Origin of the sequence: Actinomadura sp. 9N215, from assembly GCF_044326345.1 — a bacterium.
Taxonomy (GTDB): domain Bacteria; phylum Actinomycetota; class Actinomycetes; order Streptosporangiales; family Streptosporangiaceae; genus Spirillospora.
The window spans coordinates 1-21,002 of record NZ_JBIRBA010000024.1; the positions used below are offsets into that span (position 1 = coordinate 1).

The window sequence follows — 21,002 nt, forward strand, 5'->3', positions numbered from 1 at the left end:
CTCTTCGGCGGTGCGGCCGCGCACGCGCTGAGCCCGTTCAGCGCGGTGCTGTCGTCCGCCATCGGTGTCGCGCTCACGACCGCGGCCCACGCCTACGGATGGCCGGTCGCCGAAGGAGGGTCGGCGGCGATCCGCGACGCGATCCTCGTCCGCGCCCGCGAGCACGGCGTCACCGTCGAGACCGGACGCACGGTCCGCTCGATCGACGAACTCGACGCCGACATCGTCATGCTCGACACCTCGCCCGCCGCCGCGCTGCGGATCGCGGGGCACCGGATGCCGCGCCGCGTCCGCGCCGCCTACCGCCGGTACCGGCACGGTCCGGCGGCGTTCAAGGTCGATTTCGCGGTGGCCGGGGGCGTGCCCTGGACGCACGAGCCGTCCCGGCGGGCCGGGACCGTCCACCTCGGCGGCGACTTCGCGGAGATGGCCGCCGCCGAGAAGCAGGTGACCGGCGGACGGCTCCCCGAGCGCCCGTTCGTGCTGGTCGGGCAGCAGTACGTGGCGGACAAGACGAGATCCGTGCGGGACGTCCACCCCCTCTACGCCTACGCGCACGTCCCGGCCGGATACACCGGCGACGCCACCGCGGCGATCGTGGCGCAGATCGAACGGTTCGCGCCCGGGTTCCGCGAGCGCGTCCAGGCGACCCGCGTGCGCTCCGCCGCCGACATGGCGGCGCACAACGCGAACTACGTCGGCGGGGACATCCTCACCGGCGCGAACAACCCGTCCCAGCTGGTGTTCCGTCCCCGCATGGCCCTCGACCCCTACGCGACGGGCGCCCCCGGCGTCTACCTGTGCTCGGCCGCCACCCCACCCGGAGCCGGAGCGCACGGAATGTGCGGCTACAACGCCGCCCGCTCCGCCCTGCGCAACCTCCGCTAGCTCGCCTACGGGGGCGGCCCGGCTAGCGGCCTGTGTAGACGGGGTCGCGGCCTTCCTTGAGAGCGGTCAGGCGTTCGGCGAAGTCGGCCGTGTTCAGGAGGCGGTAGAGCGTGGGGATCAGGTCGGCGAAGACCTGGTGCGCGGTGGCCTCCCGGGCGCGGCGGCCCAGTTCGAGGGTCTCGCGGAGCGCCAGCGGTGGGTTGGCGGCGATCTTCTCGGCGATCTCGATGGCGCGCGGCAGCTGCTCCCCGAACGGGACGACCTCCTGGACGAGCCCCAGCCGGACCGCCTCCTCGGTGCCCCAGCTCTCGCCGGTGAGGAGCCAGCGCATCGCGTTGCCCCAGCCCGCCTCCGCCGCCATCCGGAGCGCCCCGCCGCCCGCCGGGGTGGTGCCCCTGCTGACCTCGCCCTGGCCGAACCGGGCCCCGGCGGCGGCGACGCGGACGTCCGCGGCGAGCATCAGCTCGTGCGCCATCGCCCCGACGGTTCCCTGGACGGCGACGACCAGCGGTTTCGACAGGCGCGTGGTCGTCCCGAAGGGGTTGATCCGGCTGGGTCCTTCCGCGCTGTACTCGCGGGCCTTGAGGGTCGGGAGGAAACTCTTCGGGTCGAGCCCGACCGAGAAGTCGGGTCCTTCCGCGTGCAGGACGACCACGACGACCTCGGCGTCGTTGTCGGCGCGGTGGTAGGCCGCGCCGAGCGCCTGGAGGGTCGGGGGATCGATGGCGTTGGACGTCCCCGGCCGGTTCAGCCCGATCAGCGCCAGCCTGCCCCGCCGCTCGTAGTGCACCGTCTCGTTCTCGGCCGGTTGCGCTGTCTTGTTCGGTTGCGCCGTCTTGTTCGCGGTCATGGTGCGGTTCAACTCCCGGTGGGTCACAGGGGCGGGCGCGGCAGGGGCGGCAGCGTGGCCTCGACCGCCTCGCCGATGGCCAGGAGCCGGTCGTCGGACGAGTCCGGCCCGACGAGTTCGAGGCCCATCGGGAGGCCGTCGCGGGACGTCCCGGAGGGGATCGACAGGCAGGGCAGACCCGCGCCGCTCGACGCGTCCGTGTTGCGGATGTAGGTGGGGAAGGTGCCGACGGTGGCGCCGTTCAGCTCGACCGTGCGGTCCTCCCCGGCGGGCTTGTGCGGGCGCGCGGGCAGCGGCGTCGTCGGGATGACGAAGGCGCTGACGTCGTTCCCGGCGAAGTAGGCCGCGAAGGCGGCGCGGAGCGCCGGGCGATGGACGGCGAGGGCCGCCCGGTAGTCGGCGCCCGGAATCTGGTCCTCGTCCAGGAGGGATTCGAGCGTCTCCCGGATCTCGTCGGTCGCGATCTGGGCGACCAGGTCGCGCAGCGTGAGGGGCGAGGAGTGCTGGTAGAGGTAGGCCGAGAGCTCCCGGCCCACCTCGTACAGCACGACGGGGAAGCTGGACAGCTCGTTGAGCCGCACCAGGTCCGGGATGTCCCGCTCGACCAGGACGGCGCCGCGCGCGGCGAGCCCGGACAGCGCGCTCTCGGTCGCCGCCGCGACGTCCGGGTCGAGATCGTCGTAGAAGAACCCGCGCGGCACCCCGAGCCGCAGCCCGTCCAGGTCGGCCGGACCGGCGTCCGTGCCGGACGCGGACGGCGCGCAGATGGCGTCGATCAGCCGGACGTCCGCCACGGTGCGGGCGAGCGGCCCGGTCGTGTCGCGGGTGGACGAGATCGGCACCACGCCGCGCCCGTCGTAGCGTCCATGCGTCGGACGGAACCCGACACACCCGCACAGCGCGGCCGGGATCCGGCAGGACCCGCCGGTGTCGGCGCCGAGCGCGGCGGGGACCAGCCCGGCGGCGACGCCCACGGCGGTGCCGCCGCTGCTCCCGCCGGGGATGTGGTCCTCGCGGTAGGGGTTGCGGACGGTCCCATACGCGGGATTGTTGTTCGTCATCCCGAAGGACAGCTCGCCCAGCGCCTGCTTGCCCATCAGCGTGCCGCCGGCGTCCAGCAGCTTCTGCGCGATCGGCGCGTTGCGGCGCGGGCGCGAGTCGCGCAGCGCCGGGGTGTTCGCCGTCGTGGGCAGGTCGGCGGTGTCGATGATGTCCTTGAGCGCGAACGGCAACCCGTGGAGGGGCCCGGGCCGCCGGTCCCTGACCGACTGACGGACGAGCTCGGGGTCGTGCGTGATGTAGGAGTTCAGGCGCGCGAGCCGCCCGGTCCGTTCGATCAGCGCCTCGACGTACTCGGCGAGCTTCAGCTCACCGTCGCGCAGCCGCCGGACGGCCTCGGTCGCGGTCAGCCAGTGCAGGTCTTCAGCCATGGGTGCAACCCTGCCCTAAAGCGCGACATTCAGGGCGAACGGGACCATCCCATGGTTGCGCAGGATCGACGGGACGATCAGCATGATCGTCTCCGGGCCGCGGGCGGTGGCGACGCCGCCGAGGTCCTCGATCCAGTCGGCGGGCCAGCCGAGGTCGCCCAGCAGCCCGGCGACCGTCGCCTTCGCGTCGGCGTCGTCGCCGGACAGGAACGCGGTCGGGGGCACCTTGAGGCTGTGCGGGTCGACCATGACGGTGAACAGCATCGTGTTGAGCGTCTTGACGACCTTCGTGTCCGGCAGCGCCTCCTGGAGGTGCTCCGCCAGGCTGCCGCCGGGGTAGACGAGGCCGCCCGGCATCCCGTCGGGACGGCGCACCGAGGCGTTGGCGACGTCGACGAGGATCTTCCCGGCCAGGGCGTCGCGCAGCGCGCCGAGCCGTTCCACCGAGGTGTCGCCGGGCGTCGCGTTGACGACGACCTGGGCCGCTTCGACGGCGGCGGCCGTGCCGGTGACCGTCACCGGCTTCCCGGCCCAGCCGGACGCGACGTCCGCGGCGTTGCGGCTGCCGATGGTGACGTCGTGCCCGGCCTCCGCGAGTTTGGCGGCGAGGGTGCCGCCGACGCGTCCGGATCCGAGAATGGCGATGTTCGTCATGTGGTGCTCCCGTTCTTGGTCAGCCAAGTATCGGCCGTGGTCAGGGTCGCTTTGCGGTCGAAGTCGTTGATCTTCTGCAGGATGTCCGGGACGAGGAATCGCTTGAGGTCGACGGAGCCGTCGATCACGTCGGCTTCCCGGAGGAGGGTCTGGGCGTTGCTCCAGCGGTCCGGCTTGATCTCGCCGAAGTTCTTCTTGTCGAAGGGGACGAGGGTCTTGGACATGGCGTCGAGCAGGCCCCGGGACTGCTCGGCGTCGCTCCACTGCTCGGGCGCGACCTGCCGCGTGGCGGCCTCCGCGACCTTCGGACGTTCCAGGCCGGCGTACGTCCCCCTGGCGAGGGCGCGGAAGAACCGCACGAGCACGTCGTTCTTCTTCAGCGTCTCCGCGCGCACGATGTAGCCGCCGACGGGAATGCCTTCGAGCCCTTCCGGGGTGATGTCCCTGACCGGGAGCCCGGCCTCGTCGAAGGCGAAGAAGTCGGTGAGCGTCCCGGCGTAGGCGGCGATGCGTCCGGACTCCAGCGTCTGCGCCACCGAGGGACTCCCCGGCCCGACCATCGTCGTCTTGACGTCGTCGATGCTCATCCCGGCCTTTTTCAGCGCGGCGGTGAGATAGGCGCGGTCCTGGTCGGGGGAGGCGAGGCCGACGTTCTTTCCCTTGAGGTCGGCGACCTTCTTGATGGGGCTCTTCTCGGGGACGACGAGGCCGATGAGGAATCCGTTCCCGCCGGTGCGCTCGTCGTAGGCGAGGCGCAGCTCGTCCGATTTCAGGGCGGCGGATATCGCGTCGGTGGCGGCGACGAGACCGACGTCCGCCTTGCCGTTCTCCACCAGCCCGGCGATCGGGATGTTGTCGGTCACCGGGGCGAGTTTCACCGTGATGCCCTCTTCTTTGAAGAAGCCGAGCTTGTCCGCGATGACCTCGTTGAAGGTGAACAGCGAGTTGGGCGCGGGGGTGGCGAGCGTCAGGGTGCCGTCCGCGCCGTCCGAGGTCTTTCCCGCGCCGCCGCACGCGGACAGGGCGGTGGCGGCGAGCAGGGCGGTGGCCAGCGCTCCGGCCAGCCGCGCATGATTCGTGGACAACGTTCTTTTCATGAGACTCTCTCCTCCGAAGCCGAAGCGTTCGAGGACGATGAGGCCGCGGAATTCCGAAATTCCGAGGACGTCGAAGGCTGCGACGGTGATTTCCCGAGGCGTCGCCGGACGCTTCTCTCCCGGCGCCTGGTCTTGGACGCCAGCCGCCCGGTGTGCCGCCAGAAGACGATGGTGCGGTCGGCGAGGCCGATGGCGCCGTAGAGCAGCAGGCCCATCACGGTCAGGACCACCACGACGGCGAACGCGTCGTCCTGGTTCAGTTGCGAGCTGTACCTCTGGACGAGGAATCCGAGCCCCTTCTGCGATGACACGATCTCCGCGACGACCGCGCCCGCCAGCGCGAGCGTCAGCCCGATCCGCAGCCCCGCGAAGATCATCGGTGCGGCGGTGGGGAGGAGCAGGCTGAGGAACGTCCGCCTCCTGCCCGCGCGGAGCGACCGGAACAGCTCCTCGGCGTCGGGGTCCGGGGCGAGCAGGCCGGTGAGCGAGTTCACGAACACCGGGAAGAACGCGATCATCGCGGCGATGACGATCTTCGAGGTGTAGCCGAAGCCGAACGCGGAGATCAGGATCGGCGCGATGGACAGCATCGGCAGGACCTGCAGCGTCACCGCGTACGGGTAGACCATCTGCCTGACCAGCCGCGACGACCCGGCCGCCAGGGCCGTGCCGATCCCGAGCACCGCCGCGACGGCGAACCCGGCCAGGGTCTCGTAGAAGGTGGCGAGCAGGTGCTCCCAGACGAGCCCGCCGGAGAACAGGTCGTAGGTCGCGACGACGACGTCCCAGGGACGGGGCAGGATCAGGTCGCTGACCCAGCCCTGCGTGTTCGCCAGATCCCACACGAGGACGACGACCGCGAACAGGGCCGCCGGGGCGATCACCCGGCCGCGTCCGGACATCCGCGCGGTGCCGTACTGCCGGTTCACCGCGATCAACCCCCTTCGGCCTGGACGAGGTGGAGCCCGTCGCGCACCGTCGAGGCGAGTTCCTGGAACTGCGCGGAATGGGCCATGTCGAGCGAGCGGGGCCGCGGCAGCGAGACGGTCACGTCGGCCGCGACCGTTCCCGGCCTCGGCGTCATCACGACGATCCGGTCCGACAGCAGGACGGCCTCGGAAATGCTGTGCGTGACGAAGAGCGTGGCCGACGCCGTCCGCTCGTGAATCTTCAGCAGTTCGAGGTTCAGCAGTTCCCGGGTCAGCTCGTCGACCGCGCCGAACGGCTCGTCGAGAAGGCGGACGCGGGCCCCGGTCATCATCAGCCGGGCCAGCGCGACCCGCTGCTGCATCCCGCCGGAGAGCTGCTCGGGAAAATGGTGCTCGAACCCTTCGAGATTGAAAAGGGCGAGCAGCCGCATGGCCTCGCGGAGGTCGTCGTCCCGGACCCTGCGGTGCATCCGGACGGGCAGCAGCACATTCTCCAGAGACGTTTTCCACGCGAGGAGCGCGGGCCGCTGGAACATCATTCCGACGTCCCGCCGGGGCGCCGTGACCGTCTCGCCGTGGACGTCGACCGTCCCGTCCGCGCACGGCGTCAACCCGGCGATGATGCGCAGCAGAGTCGATTTCCCGCAGCCGCTCGGCCCGACGATCGAGACGAACTCCTCGGGGCCCACGGAAAGGTCCAGCTCCCTGATCGCCTCGACGCCGCCGTCGAATCTCTTCCCGACTCCCCGCAACCGGACGGCGACGCCCGCCGTTCCGCTCCGGCTCGATTTCGCTTTCATACCTGCTCCCTGCGGGGGGACGACCCCCCGCACCCCCCGGTTCGCTCCGCTCATGACTGGCCTCCTTTCCCGTGCCTTCAGCGGGGCGGGCGTTCGTCGACGACGCGCCGCATCTTCCCCGCGGACCGCTCGATCCCGCCCGGGTCGACGACCTCGACGTCGACGCTGACCCCGATCGTGTTCTTGACCAGCGCCCGCAGGCGCTCTCCGGCCGCCATCGCCGCCGTCCCGGCGGCCACGGCGCCGCGCCGCTCCACCCGTACGGTCAGCCCGTCGAGGGCGCCCCGGCGCGTCAGCACGCACTGGAAATGCGGGGCCAGTTCGGTGGTGCTGAGCAGCAGTTCCTCGATCTGCGTGGGGAACAGGTTCACCCCGCGCAGGATGATCATGTCGTCGGTGCGGCCGGAGATCCGCGCGATCCGGCGCATCGACCGGGCCGTCCCCGGCAGCAGCCGGGTCAGGTCGCGGGTGCGGTACCGGAGCACCGGCGTCGCCTGCCTGGTCAGCGTCGTGAGGACCAGTTCGCCCTCGTGGCCGTCCGGCAGGACCTCGCCCGTCGCCGGGTCGACGATCTCGGGATAGAAGTGGTCTTCCCACAGGTGCAGGCCGTCCTTGGTCTCGGCGCACTCCTGCGCGACGCCCGGCCCGACGATCTCGGAAAGGCCGTAGATGTCGACCGCGTGGATGCCGAGGCGGCCCTCGACCTCGCGGCGCATCTCCTCCGTCCACGGCTCCGCGCCGAAGATCCCGACGCGCAGGGACGTCGAGCGCGGGTCGACGCCCTGCCGCTCCAGCTCGTCGATCAGCGCGAGCATGTACGACGGGGTGACGGTGATGATGTCCGGCCGCAGGTCCCTGATCAGCAGGACCTGCCGCTCGGTCATCCCGCCCGACACCGGGATCACGGCGCAGCCCAGCCGCTCCGCGCCCGCGTGGAGCCCGAGGCCGCCGGTGAACAGCCCGTAGCCGTAGGCGTTGTGCAGCCGGTCGCCGGGCCGTCCGCCCGCGGCGCGGATGCTGCGGGCGACGACGTCCGCCCAGGTGTCCAGGTCCTCGCGCGTGTAGCCGACGATCGTGGGCCGTCCGGTGGTGCCCGACGACGCGTGGACGCGCGCCACCCGCTCCGGCGGGACGGCGAACATCCCGTACGGGTAGTTCGCGCGCAGGTCGTCCTTGGTCGTGAACGGCAGTTTGCGCAGGTCGGAGAGATCTTGGACGTCGTCGGGGTGGATTCCGGCCGCGTCCAGGGCCGTCCGGTAGTGGGGGACGTTCTCGTAGGCGTGCCGGACCGTCCGGCGCAGCCTTTCGAGCTGCACGGCGCGGATCTCGTCGACCGGCGCGGTCTCGATCCGTTCGAGCTCCCCGGGCCCTTCGCGCCGTCCGAGCCGTTCGGTCTCGGTGAGCGTCGGCCGGGTCATCGGAAGATGTCCGAGATGCGGGCGTGGTCCTTCTCGTCCAGCCGGACGTCCATGGCCTCACGGACGGCGTCCCAGTGCGCGGACGTGCGCGGCGCGACGATCGGCGCGGTGACCGCCGGATGGTCGCGGAGCCAGGCGAGCGCCAGCCCGGACACGGTCGCCGACAGCTCCCGCGCGATCTCGCGGAGCGCGGCGACCTTCTCCAGGTTCTCCGGCGAGTAGAACCCCTTGTAGTAGAGGTCTCCGGCGACGGCGATGCGGCTCCCGGACTCCGGGGGCGCTCCGTCCAGGTACCGCTCGGACAGCACCCCGCCCGCGAGCGGGGAGAACGGCGTGTACCCGAGCCCCTCGCCCACCACCAGCGGCAGCAGTTCGGCCTCGTCGCCGCGGTCGAGCAGGTTCAGCCGGTTCTCGACGGTGACGGGACGGTGCAGGCCCTTCGCGTCCGCCGTCCGCAGGATGTCCTCCAGGAGCGCGCGGTCGACGTTGCTGACGCCGTACGCCCCGATCGACCCGGCGTCCTGCGCGGCGGAGAACGCCTCCAGCGTCTCGGCGATCGGCGTCCCCGGGTCCGGGACGTGCGACAGGTACAGGTCCACCCGCCCCAGACGCTCGATGCTCCGCGCCAGCCGCCGCTCGATGTGCTTCGCGGACAGGTCGCGCGCCCGGGAGCCGTCCGGGTTGCTGATCAGGCCGACCTTCGTCGACACGATCGCGTCCGCGGGCCGCCGCGCGTGCAGCCAGCGGCCCACGACCTGCTCGCTCTCGCCGCCGCCGTAGGAGTCGGACGTGTCGACGATGTTGATCCCGAGGTCCCACGCCTCGTCGAGCCGCTCGAAGCCCTCCTCGGCGTTCAGCCCGAAGCCGCGCGTGCTCGCCGACGTGCCGACCCCGCCGATGGAACCGGCGCCGAACACGAACTCGCTGATCTCGATGCCGGACGCACCGAGCGGGACTTTGCGCATGGTCGGACGCCTTTCTGTCTGTCGTTTCATGTGATCGCCGAGAGGGTCTGGACGGCGGCGGCGTGCAGCGTCGGGGTGGCGGCGAGGAAGTCGTCGCTGTCGAGGCTCCACGGCCGCCCACGCGTGTCGGAGATGACGCCGCCCGCCTCGGCGACCAGCAGCGCCCCCGCCAGCAGCCCGGAGCGGACCTGGCTGAACTGCCAGAACACGTCCATCCGGCCGGCGGCGATCTGGATCAGCTGGAGCGTCGCGGGCACCGACACCCGGATCACCATCGCGGCGTTGAGCATCGCGGTGACGGACGCCCCGATGCGCACGAACGTCTCCGCCGACTCGCCGGGCGCGGCCTGTCCCGTCCCGACGAGCGCGCCGTCGATCCCGGCCTTGGGGGAGTGGCGCAGCGGCTTCCCGTTGAGGAACGCGCCGCCGGACAGCACCGCCGTATACGTGTCGTCGACCAGCGGCAGATGCACCGCCGCGACCACCGGCACGTTGTCGCGGACCAGCGTCGCCGTCACGCCCCAGTCGGTCATGCCGTGAACGTGGTTGATGTTGCCTTCGACGGGGTCGGTCACCCACCATTCCCCGTCCGGGAGGACGCCGCTCTCCAGCTCGTCGTCGATCCAGCCGACGTCAGGGCGGAGCGCCGTCAGCGCCGGCTTCAGGACTTCGAGGGACGCCGCGTCGTTCGCGTAGATGCCGGCGACGACGTCGTCCCGTCCTGCGAGGCGCGGCGTTGTCGAGAACCGCTCCACCATCCGGGCCCCCGCCGCCCGCACCGCCGCGGCGACGTGCGGCACCAGCGCGCGATCCTCGGCCAGGTCGGGGTTGTCGCCGGTCAAGGTCGTCAGGGAGGTCCGGGACGCCGAGGACGCCCGCGATGCCGGGGACGTCCGGGACGGGTTCACGCGGTCATCCGAGTGCAGCGACATCGTGGCTCTCTCCGGAGGGGGACGGGTCGATGGGGGTCGTGAATCCGGCCCTGGCCTCGATGACCTCGGCGGCGGCGAACACGGCGTCGTCCTCGAAGGGCCGTCCGATCACCTGGACGCCGACCGGCGCCCCGCCCGCGCTCCGGGTCGCCGGGACGCCGAGCGCCGGGAACCCGAGGACCGGGACGGACATGAGCGGCCACTGCCGTCCCATCAGCTCCGCCGTCCGCTCGACGGACTTCGCGTCCGAGCCCATGGGGAACGGCGGCTCGCCGGACACGGGCGTCAGGACGAGCGGGTACCGGTCCGTGAACACCGACAGCTGCCGGCGGAGCATGCCGCGGCGGGCCCATCCGGCGACGAACCCGGCGAGGTCGACCTCGCCGAACGCGTCCCGGTACACGGTGAACATGAGGTCGAAGAAGCGGCGGAAACCGGGGTCGCCGACGCGCTCGACCTCCGCCGTCATGCCGAGCGCGAACTCGGTGAGCGCCAGCTTCCACCACAGCTCGGCGGCCTCGCCGAACAGCGGCTGCTCGACCTCGTCGACCTGGTAGCCGGCGTCGGCCAGCCATTCCGCGGCGGTCCGCGTGGCCGCGACGCTCTCCGCCGTGGTCGAGCCCCGCAGCCCCGGCCCGCCGGGGTCGGTGACGACCGCGACCCGCGTCCGCTCCGCCGACGCGGGAATCCGGCTGGCGCGGGCGATCGCCCGCGGATCCCTGGAGTCGTAGGCCTCCATCGCCCGGAGCCCGAGCCGCAGGTCGGCGACCGTCCGGGCGAGCGGCCCCTGCTCGACGAACGCCTGCACCGCCATCGGCGGATCATGGGACGGCGATCCCGCCCACGCCGGGACGCGTCCCGGCGTGGGCCGCATCCCGACGACCCCGCAGCACGTGGCCGGGTACCGGATCGACCCGCCGATGTCGTTGCCGTGCGCCAGCGCGCCCATCCCGAGCGCCACCGCGACCGCCGCGCCGCCGCTGGACCCGCCCGGCGTCACCGCCGGATCCCACGGGTTGACGGTCGTGCCGTACAGGTCGTTCTCCGTCGTCCAGCGGGTGGCGAACGGCGGGCAGTTGGTCCGGCCGACGAGGACGGCCCCGGCGTCCAGCCAGCTCGACGCCTGCGGATCGGTCTCGGTCGCGATGTGGTCCCGGTACGCGGCGACGCCCTCGGTGGTGGGCAGGCCCGCGACGTTCGTGTTGACCTTGACGGTCACCGGCACGCCGTGCAGCGGGCCGGTCGCGCGGCCGTGCCGCAGCCGCGCGTCGGCCTTCCGCGCCGCGTCGAGCGCCTCGTCCTCGCGGACGTCGACGATCGCGTTCGCCGCCGGGTTGACGTCCGCGATCCGGCCGAGCACGGACCGGGTGGCCTCGACCGACGACACGGCCCCGGTCCGGAGCAGCCGCGCGACCTCGGTGGCGGACAGTTGCCAGATCTCCATGGCCTCGGCTCCTCCGTCGGTGTTCCGGTCTGCCACCGACACTAAGAGCGACGAATACTTATGGCCAGTGCATGTTTGATAGGGCTACATTTACTCTCGTGCACTTGGATCTGAACCTGCTCACCGCATTGGACGCGCTGCTGGAGGAGAACAGCGTCGCGGGCGCCGCGGAGCGGCTGAACCTGTCCGCACCCGCCATGAGCAGGACCCTCGGCCGGATCAGGCGCGTCACCGGCGACCGGATCCTCGTCCGCGCGGGCCGCACGATGATCCCGACGCCGTACGCGCTGGAGATCCGCGGCGAGGTGCACGACCTCGTCCAGCGGGCGCGCGGCGTGCTACGCCCCGAACACGACCTCGACCTGGCGAGCCTCGACCGGGCGTTCTCGGTCCGCGGGCACGACGCGGTCACGACGGCGATCGGGCCCGTGCTCCTGGCCACCGTCCGCGAACAGGCGCCCGGCGTCGCGATCAGGCTCCTCGCCGAGGCCAGCAGCGACACCAACGAGCTACGGCACGGCCAGGTCGACCTGGAGATCGGCTCCACCGAACCGGACGTACCGGAGATCAACCACGTCACGATCGGCCACGACCGCCTCGTCGCCGCCATCGGCCCCGACCACCCGTGCACCGCGGGCGACCTCACCGCCGAACGGTTCGCCGCCGCCGATCACGTCATCGTGTCGCGGCGCGGCAGGCTCAGCGACCCGATCGACACATCCCTGGACGCGGTTGGCCTGCGCCGCCGCGTCGTCGCGTCCGTCCCGACCAGCACCGCCGCGCTGTACCTGGTCGCGCAGAGCGAGCTGGTGGTCGCGGTCCCCGAGCACATGTGCCGCCCCACGCTGACGAAGCTCGGCCTCCGCACCCGGACGCTGCCGTTCGACCTGCCGCCCGTCCCGATCATCCTCGCGTGGCACCAGCGCTACGACAACGACCGCCCGCACATGTGGCTCCGCGCCCGCATCCGCGAAGCCCTCGCCTTCTACGAGCAAACGACCGCTCAGGACTCGTAATCGGTACGTCGGGCGCGCCGGCGGCTTGGGCGCTGTCGGTGCGTCCGGTCAGCTCCGCCGCGCGCAGCGACGAGGTGATCTGGTCGACGTTGGTGGCGCCGCGAATGGAAATCGCGGCGACTGCTCGCCATGACGGCGCGGCGCGTCCGCCTGCGTCGGTCCGCGTCCGTCTGCGGGGTCAGTCGACGATCACTTGGAAGTTCAGCGGGCGGCTGCCGGGGAAGGCGACGTTGCCGTCCGAGTCCAGCATCTTGAACCGGACGAAGCAGAAGCCCTGCTCGGCCGGGGCGGTGACCCAGGTCCGAATGTCGACGAGGCCGCCGGGAGGCGTTTCAGGGATCGGGGTGTCCACGACCGTCTGGCATTGGCCGCGGCGTTGCGGCAGGTCGATCCGGTGCAGCGTGTAACCGTGCCACCGGACGGTGCCCTTGTTCCGGAACCGCCACACCTTCTCGACCGTGCTGCCGCGAGCGATATGCGTGCAGTCGGGCAGGGTGATGTCGGAGACGAAATCGGCGAGGTCGCCTTTCTGCGCGGGCGGGCTGGGCGGCGGGTTCTGCTGCCGTACCGGGCAGTCGGCCGAGGTCGCGTTCCGTACGTCGAGCGAACTCGGCTGATCGTCGGTGAAGCGCTGCACCAGGAAGGCCCCGGCCACGATGACGGCGGCCGTCCCCACGACCGACGCCCCGATCACGGCGGAGCGATGCCGCGGCAACACAGACCGTGGGGCACCGCCTTCCCGCACCGCGGACGCCGGAGCGCCGCCCTCCCGCGATGCGGACTGCGAAGCGCCGCCCTCTGCCGCGGATCCTGGAGCGCCGCCCTCCTGGGCCACGGCCGGAGCCGGGGTGCCACCAGGCTGGCGGAGCCGGTCGTCCGAGTTGTCAGCGGCGGTGGGCTGGTCCGTCGCCGCAGGCAGGCGGTCGACGGCGCTCGCGCTCGCCAGGCCCGGGTCGGACGGCGGAGGGCTGCTGAGCGGAGCCTGCGCCCGCACCCCGGCGCTCACCGCGCGGACCACCTGGTTCGCCGCCTCCCAGCGGTCGCGGTAGTCGGCGGGGTCGGCGCCGCATGCCTTGATGAACTCGGCCGTCGTCGCCCAGCTCGGCAGGCGGTTCCCCTGGGCGGCCTCGTGCAGGGTCGTGTGCGAGATGGCCCGCGAGCGGCCCGCCATCTCGCGGAACGACGGAGTGCCCGCCGAGACGCGCAACCCTCGTAACAGCGCGGCGAAACCCGCGATCGCGCGGTCACGGTCCTTTGGTGAGTCCCCGGGTCCGCCCGACACGTCCAGCTCCCTCGCTACCGCACGTGAGCGCGACGGCGTCGGCCTCGCGCGCGCCCCGTAGGTTACAAGGTCGGTGAGGTTCTGTGTAGATCGTTCCCGGCGTGTAGCCGTACTGGGCACCTGGCGTTCACGTGTCGCCCGGCCCCGCGGGGGTCAGGTCGCGAAACGCCGTGCTCCCCCGCCGCGCGTCACACGGCGGGGAACCAGGGCCGGACGGTTTTCGAGGGGGTCAGGAATTGAGGGCGATTCCGTCGTAGTAATGCGTGAGGATCCTGGCGTAGCCCCAGCCGGCGTTGGCCTTGTCGCGGGAGCCGTACTGGGACATCCAGTCCCCGTCGACCCACGCCCCGCACGCCGTCTCCGTGGAGCAGTACTGGGATTGCAGGATCTTCCCGCCGCGGGTCATACGGGTGCCCCACGTCGCGTTGACGGCGGCGTCCGTGCTGGCCTTCGCGGAGCCGGGCCTGTACACCTGGCTCGATGTGGTGTCGTAGACGTCGAAGCAACGGCCGTCGGACGTCTTGCGCGTCGAGTGGAGCGCCCAGTACCAGCCGTAGTTCTTGACGGCCATCGCCCCGGCCTTGAGGGACTCGTTCGGCCAGCTGGTAATCCACTCGTTCGGCAGGACGTTTCTGACGTAGTCCTTGAACGGGACCCGGTCCACCCGGTTGAGGGAAGACCGGTAGACGAGAATGGTCGTGGGCAGCTTGGTGTGAGTGCCGTCCGTCTTGCAGCCGGTCGGCCCGGTCACGAACTGGTGTGAGGCGTTCTGGTTCTTCAGGGTGGAGTTCAGGTTGCCCTTGGCGCCCGCCTCGAAGGCCTGTGAATTACCGCCGTAGTTGCTGTTGAAGTAGACCTGGACGGTCTTGTCGCTACGGTTCCAGACCGAGGCAGCATTGTTCTTGACGCATACACCCTGGCCGTTTCCTGCGCCTTTGAAGTCGTAGCATGAGGGCTGCTCTGTGCCGTAGTCGGCGACCGAGCCATCGAAGTCCGAGACCGATCCTTGGTTGTCGCTGTTGAAGTAGTAGCAGAACTCGCCCGTCTCGCACTCGCCGTTGCGGCTCTCCGGCGCCGCCGCGGCCGATGCGGGCGACGAGGGCGCGAGCAGCGCCCCGCCGAGCACCATCGCGACGGTCGTCACGGCAAGCCGCGACATCAGCCGCGCGGTTCGTGTCGACATGATCGTCCTCCCTTCTAGAGGCCGCGGCCGGTCATCGGACGTTGTAGCCCTGGGCCTGCCAGAAACTGGTCGGGTTCGGGTTCTCCAGGTTCCAGTCGTTGACGCTCTTGGCCGCGTGCGTCTGCCTTCCGGGACGCATCTCGATGTGCGTGTGCGCGCCCGAACTGGACGACACCCCGCGCCACGACTCGTCGGCGATGACCTGGCCGCGCCCGATCCGCTGGCCCGTGCTCAGGGAGGACAGCGGAGCGGAGTGCAGGTAGATCACCGACTTGTTCGACGCGGCGTTGTAGATGGAGATCGTGGAGAGCCCGCCGCTGCCGGTGTGCCCGCGCGCGAGGTAGATGACCTCTCCCTCGACCAGGGCGCGGACGTCCGCGCCCACGCCGCGCGCGAGATCGATCCCCTCGTGGCGTCCCGGGGTGGTGGTGTAACCGTCGTAGCCGCAGGTGATCTGGCCGCCGCCGCCCACGTACAGGGCGCTCGACAGGTTCGTGCGCGAGTTCGACGAGACGAATTCGTGCGAGGCGTTCTGGTTCTTCAGGGTGGAGTTCAGGTTGCCCTTGGCGCCAGGCTCGAAGGCCTGGGACGCGCCGCCGTAATTGCTGTTGAAGTAGACGCGGACGGTCTTGTCGCTGCGGTTCCAGACCGAGGCGGCGTTGTTCTTGATGCATACGCCCTGGCCGTTTCCCGCGCCCTTGAAGTCGTAGCATGAGGGCTGCTCTGTGCCGTAGTCGCCGAGCGAGCCGGTGAAGTCCGAGACCGATCCTTGGTTGTCGCTGTTGAAGTAGTAGCAGAACTCGCCCGTCTCGCACTCGCCGTTGCGGCTCGCCGCGGAGGCGGGCATCGCGAGGGCGGACGCCGCCCCGCTGAGCGCGATCACGGCGGTCGTCGCGGTGAGGACCCGGTTGAGCGTTCGCATTGCTGTTCTCCTTCTTTCTCAGGTCGTGTTTCGGACGGTGGATCAATCGCGCTGGTATTCCTCCCAGGTGCGGATGGCGACCTTTGGACCGTCGTCCGGGCCGCGGCCGGAGAGCCCGTCCAGACCGAGGTAGTAGTCACCGGTCTGGTGCTGGGCCTGGCTCGAAAGGTCGGTGTCGTTGATGGCGGCCGCGTGGATGTGCCACGGCCAGTCGCCCTGAGCGGGGCTGCGCACCCACGCCGCGAAACCGACGCGCCGCAGCGCGCGGGCGACCGCCTTGCGGGTGGCGGGCTCCATTCCGTTGACCGAGACGTCCACGACGCCCCCGCCGTCGTGGGTGCCCGCCGACGTGGGGTCGCCGCCGGGGTTGTACGACCCCTGATCCAGCACGAGCTTGCGGCCGAGCAGCCGCTCCGCCTCGGCCAGCATGTCCAGCGTCCGGCGGTTGACGACGGCGCCGTCCATCGGCACCCGGGGACCCGGGCCGATGGCGTGGGTGACCGTGAAGCGGTCCGCTCCGAGCTTGGTGAGCGACGCCTTGCCCGGCAGCCCGCTGGCGGCGATACCGGTGTAGCCGAGCGACTTCTGGTACTTCGCGTAGGCGGCGATCGTCGTGGTGCCGAAGTAGCCGTCCACCCACTTCTCGTCGAGCAGCTCCCGGTCACGCAGCGCCTGCTCCACCTGGAGCACGCTGGTCTTGGCGCCCGGTGTCAGCGTGTCGTCGGCCCGCCGGGGATCGATCTGGGCCGCCTTGACGACGGCCTCCATGTTCACGGTCGGCTGGGCCGCCACACCGTCCGCCAGCGCGGTGGACGCACCGCCCAGCGAAGCGAGCAGGACGCCCGCCACGAGGGCAGCGGCCGATGAGAATGGCTTCATGGAATCTCCCGATTGCGGGCGGTCGGTGATTGCCCGCGGCGAGATTCACCGTCACGGGACGGCCCTCGTGTCCGCAAGAACATCCCTGTTGTCAGCCTGTCCTCAGACGCCCTTACAGCCCTGACACCCCACTGACACACCCCGACGCCACACAAGGGGATGCCAGGATGTGATCATGCGCTCCGACGTCACGCTCCGGCCGCTCGATGAGGATCTGCTCAAGCAATTGCTGGACGCCGCGGTCGCGGGCGCGGACCCGTCCGACGTCATGCCGCCCGTACCGGGACCGCCAGGATGGACCCCCGAACGCCGGACCGCCTTCTTGCAGTTCCACCGCTCCAGGACGCTCGCGGCCGAACCGGTGGAGGCCACCTACGCCATCCTCGTAGGCCAGAAAGTGGTAGGGGCCGCCCGCCTGTACCCATTGCCCGAACCGCAGAGGACGGCCGAAGCCGGCGTCTGGATCGGACGCACCGAACGCGGCCACGGCGTCGGTGGCGCGGTGCTGAAACAACTCCTGGCACTCGCACACGCCGACGGCTTCGAATCAGTCTTCGTAAGCACAACACCGGACAACACACCCGTCCTGAAACTCCTCAAAAGACTGGGCGTGAAACTCACCCAAAAAGGCGACACGCTCACCGCATGGGTAAACCCCGCCGCCCTCAGATGAAGCTCGCCGGATACAACTGCGGAGAAGGGCCCCGTCCTAAACGGGGGCCGACACCATCTCGCCCTCTACTGCGGGGTCCTCGTGAGCAGAGCTCGCACTTCCTGCTCGCGGTAGCGGCGGTGCCCGCCGAGCGTCCGGACGGACGTGAGCAACCCCGCCTTCGCCCACCGCGTGACGGTCTTGGGGTCGACACGGAACATCGACGCCACCTCGGCGGGGGTCAGCAGGGGCTCAATAGGTGGTGAGGCCATCCGGCCGGACTGACGGCTCATTCGACCACTCCTCGGTACCGAGCCCAGCGCCGAACGTCCGCCAGGTAGGGGCCGATCCATTCCGCGGAGACCATCTCGTGGCGGCGGGTCCACACGGCGGCGTGCAAACGGGCGTACTGGTCGATGGAGGCTGGGTCAGCCTCCTGCCAGGCGGGAAACTGACACAGCCATTCTTCGGCTGAGGCGGGGGTATGTCCGGCCGACAGCAGCCAGGGGATCATCTGCCCCATCTCGACCCATGGGGCTCCGTGGCTGACGAACGCCCAGTCCACGATGTAGACCCCGTCCTCAGGGGTGATGAGGACGTTCTTGGCGTTGATATCGGTGTGGAGAAGCGCCGCCCCGGCCATCGGGGACACGTCCCCGCCGATGCCGTCCCAGCGCGTAGTGACAGGACGGTCCACTACCGCAGGCGGAGCCGTCTTTTGGAGGAGCTTTACCGCCTGGGCGACCAGATCCAGGTCAGGGGAACCCGGGGAGTAGTCCGGGTGACGGCCTGGCACGTGCGCGAACACCAGCACAAACCACTCATCGATCTCCGTGCTCCACAGAAGCCGAGGCGCGAACTCGCGGACGAACGGGTTCACCCTGGCCTCCCACCGAAGTGACTTGACCTCCGGGCCGTCCTTGTCGGGAAGCTTGCGCGCCGCTTTGACGAAAACGGTTCCCTTCTCGCCGATCACCGTCGAGGCGATGTCGGCGTGGTTGCCGGAGTCGGCGGGCCGGATTTCCCTGATCGGCCCGTATCGATCGGTGATGAACTCCCGCTCTGAGGCGGGCAGATCACCCCAGTCGCTTCTCATCATGTTTCCCTACGGTCGGTGACGGGTCGGGGCCTGGACGGCGATTGTCATTGACTTTTCCGAACGTCTGGTGAGTGGGGCCCCGTCGTCCACTCCGGGGCCCCTATGCATCACGTCTGGACCGTTTGGGGTCGATAAACCACCTACTTTCTTCCGTTTGGGTGTGCGGTCGGCTATTACCGCCTACCGCGTGTATCGCGCCGCACCGGACGAGGCTCTACGCCGCGCGGAAGGTGACCGTTCCAGGTTGGGTCCCGGAAGGACGTGTCGGCCCTTGCTCCGAAAGAGCCGGGGAAACAGCAGGAACCCGATCACGATCCCGCCGAGGACGCACCCACCGGCCAGGACCGCCATCTGCACCATGACCTGCCCGACCATCTCCTCCACAGAGATCACCTGGCATCCGGGCGGGAGTCCTGCCGGAGGACGTACCGCTCGTATTTCTCGTCCTCCTCGGACATGAGCACCTTCAACCGCTCCAAGGTGTCGGCCGACAGGCACGACCTCAGCCCGAACCGCACCTCCGGCGGCTGCAACGGCCGCCTGGTGTAGACGGTCGGCTGACCTGTCCGGTCGGAGATGTACGGCACCGCCCACCGGCCCTTGGGCTCGGGCACGCTGGGAAGCGGGTCCGTGTGGTCAATGCGCGGAACCGCGACGACGCCGTCTCCCGGCTGAGATTCGTTTGTACCCATGGTCGGTTTCCTTGCCTTCTCCGATTTCGTCGACAGCGGCGAGCTAACGACCTCTGCCCGACTTCTTCTCCTGGTCCAAGTATTTCCGTTTTGCGCCCTTCGGCTTTTGTCGGAACCACTGGTTAGGGTGCTATTTACGTTCTAGCTTGTCCACAGAACAGGCCACTTCCATAGAAGGCATGGAAGTGAGGGAGTGGTGGAGGGAGATCCGATGTCGCGCAGGCCAAGCCCGAATCCAAAGGGGTCGATGTGGAACCTCATCGCGTACTACCTGCGGTTTCTTCGCACCGAGAGGGGAGAGACACTCCGCCTGATGGCGGACACAATGGGTGTGGCCGAATCCACCACTTCCAGAATCGAGACGGGAGAGCAGAAGCTCACCGAGCGGCAGGCGGAAGAGATCGACAAGGCGTGGAAGACCGGCGGCCTACTCGGGCTAATGGTCTATTACGCCCGTCGGGCCTCTGATCCCGACTGGTTCAGGACCTATACGGATCAGGAGGTCGCCGCCGCAGTCATACGGATGTTCGCGAACTCGACCGTTCCCGGGCTGCTCCAGACCGAGGCGTACGCCAGGGCGCTGCTGATGTCGGGCCAGGAGCCGGACCCCCAGAAATCGTTGGAGCGGCGCATGGCCAGGCAGGGCATACTGGCCCGAACAACCCCACCGCGGCTCTGGGTGACGATCTCGGAGAACGTACTCGACTGGCCGGTCGGAGGCCCGGAGGTCATGAGAGAGCAGCTTGCGAGGCTGGTGGAGGTCGCGGAGCTGCCCAACGTGTGGCTGCGCGTAGTGCGCAGGGCGGCAGGCGCCTATCCGGGGCTGGACGGGCCATTCCTGATCATGAGCGGGCCAGACGGAGACGCGGACGTCTTCGTAGACGCCGCTCGGGCCGGGAGGCTCGTCACCGACAGCGAAGAGGTTCGGTGGTTCATGGAGCGGTTCGAGCTCATCGGGTCGAGGGCCGAGTCCGTGGACTCATCCATAGAGCTGCTCAAGCAAGCGATGGAGAGGTACCAATGAGTGAAGCCGTCTGGCGAAAGAGCAGCAGGTCGATCAGCGGCACGGACGGCGATTGCGTCGAGCTCGCCGACCTGGACGGAAGGATCGGTGTCCGGGACAGCAAGGCCCCCAAGGAGCGGCACCTGATTGTCGGCCGTGAGGCCCTGTCGAGTCTCGTCGGCCGGATCAAGGCCGGTGACCTGGACCTGTAACCCGCCCAGAAGCTCCCGGCCTGATGTCGGGAGCTTCGTTCTTTCCGCCGAATGGAGAGGCACACGTCTGCTGGATTGCGGTTGTTTGTTCATCCGCTTGGTGTCGGTGTGGGTGAGTGTGCCTTGAGTGGGAGGCGCCCCTGGCAGGGTTGGGCGGCTTGGTATGCCTGTGCGAGTGCGGTGTTGCGGCTGATCAGGCTCGGCAGGTCCGGGCCCTTCGGGGCGAGGCTTCGGATGGCTGTGGACACGTAGAGCAGCGGGAGGTTGCTCCCCGCCACCATCATCGGGGCGCTGCCGCGGACGTAGGAGTCGGCGTCCTTGATGTCGGGGATTCTGTCCTTCAAACCACGGATATAAGCGGCTACCACGTCGTCTCCTCCGGCGACCGGTGCGTGACCGATCGATTCGAAGGTGGCCACTCCCGTACGTAGCTGCTGACCGATGTTCTTGATGAACGCACGTACGTGGGATCGCGGGGGCTCGGACATGGTCGGCACTTCGGTGTTGACCAGTTGCTGGAGGAGCGCATCGGCGGCGCAGACCTTGCCCACCCAGGCGACCATGGCCTGGTCGGGAGTCGCCGGGCTCGACGAGGCGGGCTTGCCGGATGGACGACTCTCGCGGTCTCCCGAAGAACACCCCGCCATCCCTGTGG

At 70.0% G+C, this 21,002-nt stretch carries 23 protein-coding genes; 5 read left to right on the forward strand and 18 right to left on the reverse strand.

The features are described 5' to 3' along the window. A partial coding sequence (locus ACH34T_RS32240) for a phytoene desaturase family protein (protein ID WP_396024714.1) occupies positions 1-888 on the forward strand: 888 nt, incomplete at its 5' end. Positions 889-910: 22 nt separating this feature from the next. Here ACH34T_RS32240 and ACH34T_RS32245 read toward each other — a convergent pair. The 10 genes from ACH34T_RS32245 to ACH34T_RS32290 form a co-directional block, all read right to left on the reverse strand. Next, positions 911-1,738 (reverse strand): enoyl-CoA hydratase-related protein, encoded by an 828-nt coding sequence (locus ACH34T_RS32245; RefSeq protein ID WP_396024715.1) that lies wholly within the window; start codon positions 1,736-1,738, stop codon positions 911-913. A gap of 23 nt (positions 1,739-1,761) precedes the next feature. Beyond that, entirely contained in the window at positions 1,762-3,168 is a 1,407-nt protein-coding gene (locus ACH34T_RS32250; RefSeq protein ID WP_396024716.1) for an amidase family protein, read from the reverse strand. A 15-nt stretch (positions 3,169-3,183) separates the two neighbouring features. Beyond that, on the reverse strand, positions 3,184-3,822 hold the full coding sequence (locus ACH34T_RS32255; protein ID WP_396024717.1) for an NADPH-dependent F420 reductase: 639 nt from the start codon (positions 3,820-3,822) through the stop codon (positions 3,184-3,186). Further along, positions 3,819-4,919 (reverse strand): ABC transporter substrate-binding protein, encoded by a 1,101-nt coding sequence (locus ACH34T_RS32260; RefSeq protein ID WP_396024718.1) that lies wholly within the window; start codon positions 4,917-4,919, stop codon positions 3,819-3,821. Before ACH34T_RS32260 ends, ACH34T_RS32255 begins: the two co-directional genes overlap by 4 nt. Further along, complete coding sequence (locus ACH34T_RS32265; RefSeq protein WP_396024719.1) at positions 4,916-5,848, reverse strand: ABC transporter permease; 933 nt, start codon at positions 5,846-5,848, stop codon at positions 4,916-4,918. The genes ACH34T_RS32260 and ACH34T_RS32265 overlap by 4 nt, the downstream gene beginning before the upstream one ends. A 5-nt stretch (positions 5,849-5,853) precedes the next feature. Beyond that, on the reverse strand, positions 5,854-6,648 hold the full coding sequence (locus ACH34T_RS32270) for an ABC transporter ATP-binding protein (protein ID WP_396024720.1): 795 nt from the start codon (positions 6,646-6,648) through the stop codon (positions 5,854-5,856). A 77-nt stretch (positions 6,649-6,725) separates the two neighbouring features. Then, positions 6,726-8,066 carry a phenylacetate--CoA ligase PaaK gene (paaK, locus tag ACH34T_RS32275; RefSeq protein ID WP_396024721.1) on the reverse strand — a complete coding sequence of 447 codons (1,341 nt, stop codon included), beginning with the start codon at positions 8,064-8,066 and terminating at the stop codon, positions 6,726-6,728. Continuing rightward, positions 8,063-9,031: an aldo/keto reductase gene (locus tag ACH34T_RS32280; protein WP_396024722.1), complete on the reverse strand. Its 969-nt coding sequence runs from the start codon at positions 9,029-9,031 to the stop codon at positions 8,063-8,065. The genes paaK and ACH34T_RS32280 overlap by 4 nt, the downstream gene beginning before the upstream one ends. 26 nt (positions 9,032-9,057) lie before the next feature. After that, positions 9,058-9,963, reverse strand: a complete 906-nt coding sequence (locus ACH34T_RS32285) for an inositol monophosphatase family protein (RefSeq protein WP_396024723.1) — start codon at positions 9,961-9,963, stop codon at positions 9,058-9,060. Further along, positions 9,944-11,407 (reverse strand): amidase, encoded by a 1,464-nt coding sequence (locus tag ACH34T_RS32290; protein WP_396024724.1) that lies wholly within the window; start codon positions 11,405-11,407, stop codon positions 9,944-9,946. Before ACH34T_RS32290 ends, ACH34T_RS32285 begins: the two co-directional genes overlap by 20 nt. A 98-nt stretch (positions 11,408-11,505) precedes the next feature. Between ACH34T_RS32290 and ACH34T_RS32295 the strand changes: the two genes are divergently transcribed. Continuing rightward, positions 11,506-12,423, forward strand: a complete 918-nt coding sequence (locus tag ACH34T_RS32295) for a LysR family transcriptional regulator (protein WP_396024725.1) — start codon at positions 11,506-11,508, stop codon at positions 12,421-12,423. Positions 12,424-12,601: 178 nt separating this feature from the next. Here the strand turns inward: ACH34T_RS32295 and ACH34T_RS32300 are convergent, their stop codons facing one another. From ACH34T_RS32300 to ACH34T_RS32315, 4 genes are all read right to left on the reverse strand, one after another. Further along, on the reverse strand, positions 12,602-13,705 hold the full coding sequence (locus ACH34T_RS32300; protein ID WP_396024726.1) for an NBR1-Ig-like domain-containing protein: 1,104 nt from the start codon (positions 13,703-13,705) through the stop codon (positions 12,602-12,604). A gap of 229 nt (positions 13,706-13,934) precedes the next feature. Next, positions 13,935-14,888: a SpoIID/LytB domain-containing protein gene (locus tag ACH34T_RS32305; protein WP_396024727.1), complete on the reverse strand. Its 954-nt coding sequence runs from the start codon at positions 14,886-14,888 to the stop codon at positions 13,935-13,937. 31 nt (positions 14,889-14,919) lie between these two features. Then, a complete protein-coding gene (locus tag ACH34T_RS32310; protein ID WP_396024728.1) occupies positions 14,920-15,810 on the reverse strand; it encodes a peptidase inhibitor family I36 protein in 891 nt (296 codons plus the stop codon). A gap of 42 nt (positions 15,811-15,852) precedes the next feature. Then, positions 15,853-16,689 (reverse strand): peptidoglycan-binding protein, encoded by an 837-nt coding sequence (locus tag ACH34T_RS32315; protein ID WP_396024729.1) that lies wholly within the window; start codon positions 16,687-16,689, stop codon positions 15,853-15,855. 175 nt (positions 16,690-16,864) lie between these two features. Here ACH34T_RS32315 and ACH34T_RS32320 point away from each other — a divergent pair, with 175 nt between their 5' ends. Further along, positions 16,865-17,362 (forward strand): GNAT family N-acetyltransferase, encoded by a 498-nt coding sequence (locus tag ACH34T_RS32320; RefSeq protein ID WP_396024730.1) that lies wholly within the window; start codon positions 16,865-16,867, stop codon positions 17,360-17,362. 65 nt (positions 17,363-17,427) lie between these two features. Here ACH34T_RS32320 and ACH34T_RS32325 read toward each other — a convergent pair whose 3' ends face one another. The 3 genes from ACH34T_RS32325 to ACH34T_RS32335 form a co-directional block, all read right to left on the reverse strand. Beyond that, positions 17,428-17,613, reverse strand: a complete 186-nt coding sequence (locus ACH34T_RS32325) for a BldC family transcriptional regulator (RefSeq protein WP_396024865.1) — start codon at positions 17,611-17,613, stop codon at positions 17,428-17,430. A 17-nt stretch (positions 17,614-17,630) separates the two neighbouring features. Further along, positions 17,631-18,437, reverse strand: coding sequence for a hypothetical protein (locus ACH34T_RS32330; RefSeq protein WP_396024731.1), 807 nt, complete (start codon positions 18,435-18,437; stop codon positions 17,631-17,633). Positions 18,438-18,829: 392 nt separating this feature from the next. Further along, on the reverse strand, positions 18,830-19,132 hold the full coding sequence (locus ACH34T_RS32335; protein ID WP_396024732.1) for a hypothetical protein: 303 nt from the start codon (positions 19,130-19,132) through the stop codon (positions 18,830-18,832). A 247-nt stretch (positions 19,133-19,379) separates the two neighbouring features. Here ACH34T_RS32335 and ACH34T_RS32340 point away from each other — a divergent pair, with 247 nt between their 5' ends. After that, positions 19,380-20,156: a helix-turn-helix domain-containing protein gene (locus ACH34T_RS32340; RefSeq protein ID WP_396024733.1), complete on the forward strand. Its 777-nt coding sequence runs from the start codon at positions 19,380-19,382 to the stop codon at positions 20,154-20,156. Then, complete coding sequence (locus ACH34T_RS32345) at positions 20,153-20,347, forward strand: DUF397 domain-containing protein (protein ID WP_396024734.1); 195 nt, start codon at positions 20,153-20,155, stop codon at positions 20,345-20,347. Before ACH34T_RS32340 ends, ACH34T_RS32345 begins: the two co-directional genes overlap by 4 nt. 89 nt (positions 20,348-20,436) lie before the next feature. On the opposite strand, the gene ACH34T_RS32350 is transcribed toward ACH34T_RS32345, so the two are convergent. Further along, a complete protein-coding gene (locus tag ACH34T_RS32350; RefSeq protein ID WP_396024735.1) occupies positions 20,437-20,898 on the reverse strand; it encodes a hypothetical protein in 462 nt (153 codons plus the stop codon). Positions 20,899-21,002 lie beyond the last annotated feature (104 nt).

What these genes read in the sequence shown, in the direction of transcription:
- ACH34T_RS32245 (WP_396024715.1), bottom strand. Translation starts at nt 1,738, where the DNA reads ATGACCGCGAACAAGACGGCGCAACCGAACAAGACAGCGCAACCGGCC.
- ACH34T_RS32250 (WP_396024716.1), bottom strand. Translation starts at nt 3,168, where the DNA reads ATGGCTGAAGACCTGCACTGGCTGACCGCGACCGAGGCCGTCCGGCGG.
- ACH34T_RS32255 (WP_396024717.1), bottom strand. Translation starts at nt 3,822, where the DNA reads ATGACGAACATCGCCATTCTCGGATCCGGACGCGTCGGCGGCACCCTC.
- ACH34T_RS32260 (WP_396024718.1), bottom strand. Translation starts at nt 4,919, where the DNA reads ATGAAAAGAACGTTGTCCACGAATCATGCGCGGCTGGCCGGAGCGCTG.
- ACH34T_RS32270 (WP_396024720.1), bottom strand. Translation starts at nt 6,648, where the DNA reads ATGAAAGCGAAATCGAGCCGGAGCGGAACGGCGGGCGTCGCCGTCCGG.
- paaK (WP_396024721.1), bottom strand. Translation starts at nt 8,066, where the DNA reads ATGACCCGGCCGACGCTCACCGAGACCGAACGGCTCGGACGGCGCGAA.
- ACH34T_RS32280 (WP_396024722.1), bottom strand. Translation starts at nt 9,031, where the DNA reads ATGCGCAAAGTCCCGCTCGGTGCGTCCGGCATCGAGATCAGCGAGTTC.
- ACH34T_RS32285 (WP_396024723.1), bottom strand. Translation starts at nt 9,963, where the DNA reads ATGTCGCTGCACTCGGATGACCGCGTGAACCCGTCCCGGACGTCCCCG.
- ACH34T_RS32290 (WP_396024724.1), bottom strand. Translation starts at nt 11,407, where the DNA reads ATGGAGATCTGGCAACTGTCCGCCACCGAGGTCGCGCGGCTGCTCCGG.
- ACH34T_RS32305 (WP_396024727.1), bottom strand. Translation starts at nt 14,888, where the DNA reads ATGTCGACACGAACCGCGCGGCTGATGTCGCGGCTTGCCGTGACGACC.
- ACH34T_RS32310 (WP_396024728.1), bottom strand. Translation starts at nt 15,810, where the DNA reads ATGCGAACGCTCAACCGGGTCCTCACCGCGACGACCGCCGTGATCGCG.
- ACH34T_RS32315 (WP_396024729.1), bottom strand. Translation starts at nt 16,689, where the DNA reads ATGAAGCCATTCTCATCGGCCGCTGCCCTCGTGGCGGGCGTCCTGCTC.
- ACH34T_RS32320 (WP_396024730.1), top strand. Translation starts at nt 16,865, where the DNA reads ATGCGCTCCGACGTCACGCTCCGGCCGCTCGATGAGGATCTGCTCAAG.
- ACH34T_RS32325 (WP_396024865.1), bottom strand. Translation starts at nt 17,613, where the DNA reads ATGGCCTCACCACCTATTGAGCCCCTGCTGACCCCCGCCGAGGTGGCG.
- ACH34T_RS32330 (WP_396024731.1), bottom strand. Translation starts at nt 18,437, where the DNA reads ATGAGAAGCGACTGGGGTGATCTGCCCGCCTCAGAGCGGGAGTTCATC.
- ACH34T_RS32335 (WP_396024732.1), bottom strand. Translation starts at nt 19,132, where the DNA reads ATGGGTACAAACGAATCTCAGCCGGGAGACGGCGTCGTCGCGGTTCCG.
- ACH34T_RS32340 (WP_396024733.1), top strand. Translation starts at nt 19,380, where the DNA reads ATGTGGAACCTCATCGCGTACTACCTGCGGTTTCTTCGCACCGAGAGG.
- ACH34T_RS32345 (WP_396024734.1), top strand. Translation starts at nt 20,153, where the DNA reads ATGAGTGAAGCCGTCTGGCGAAAGAGCAGCAGGTCGATCAGCGGCACG.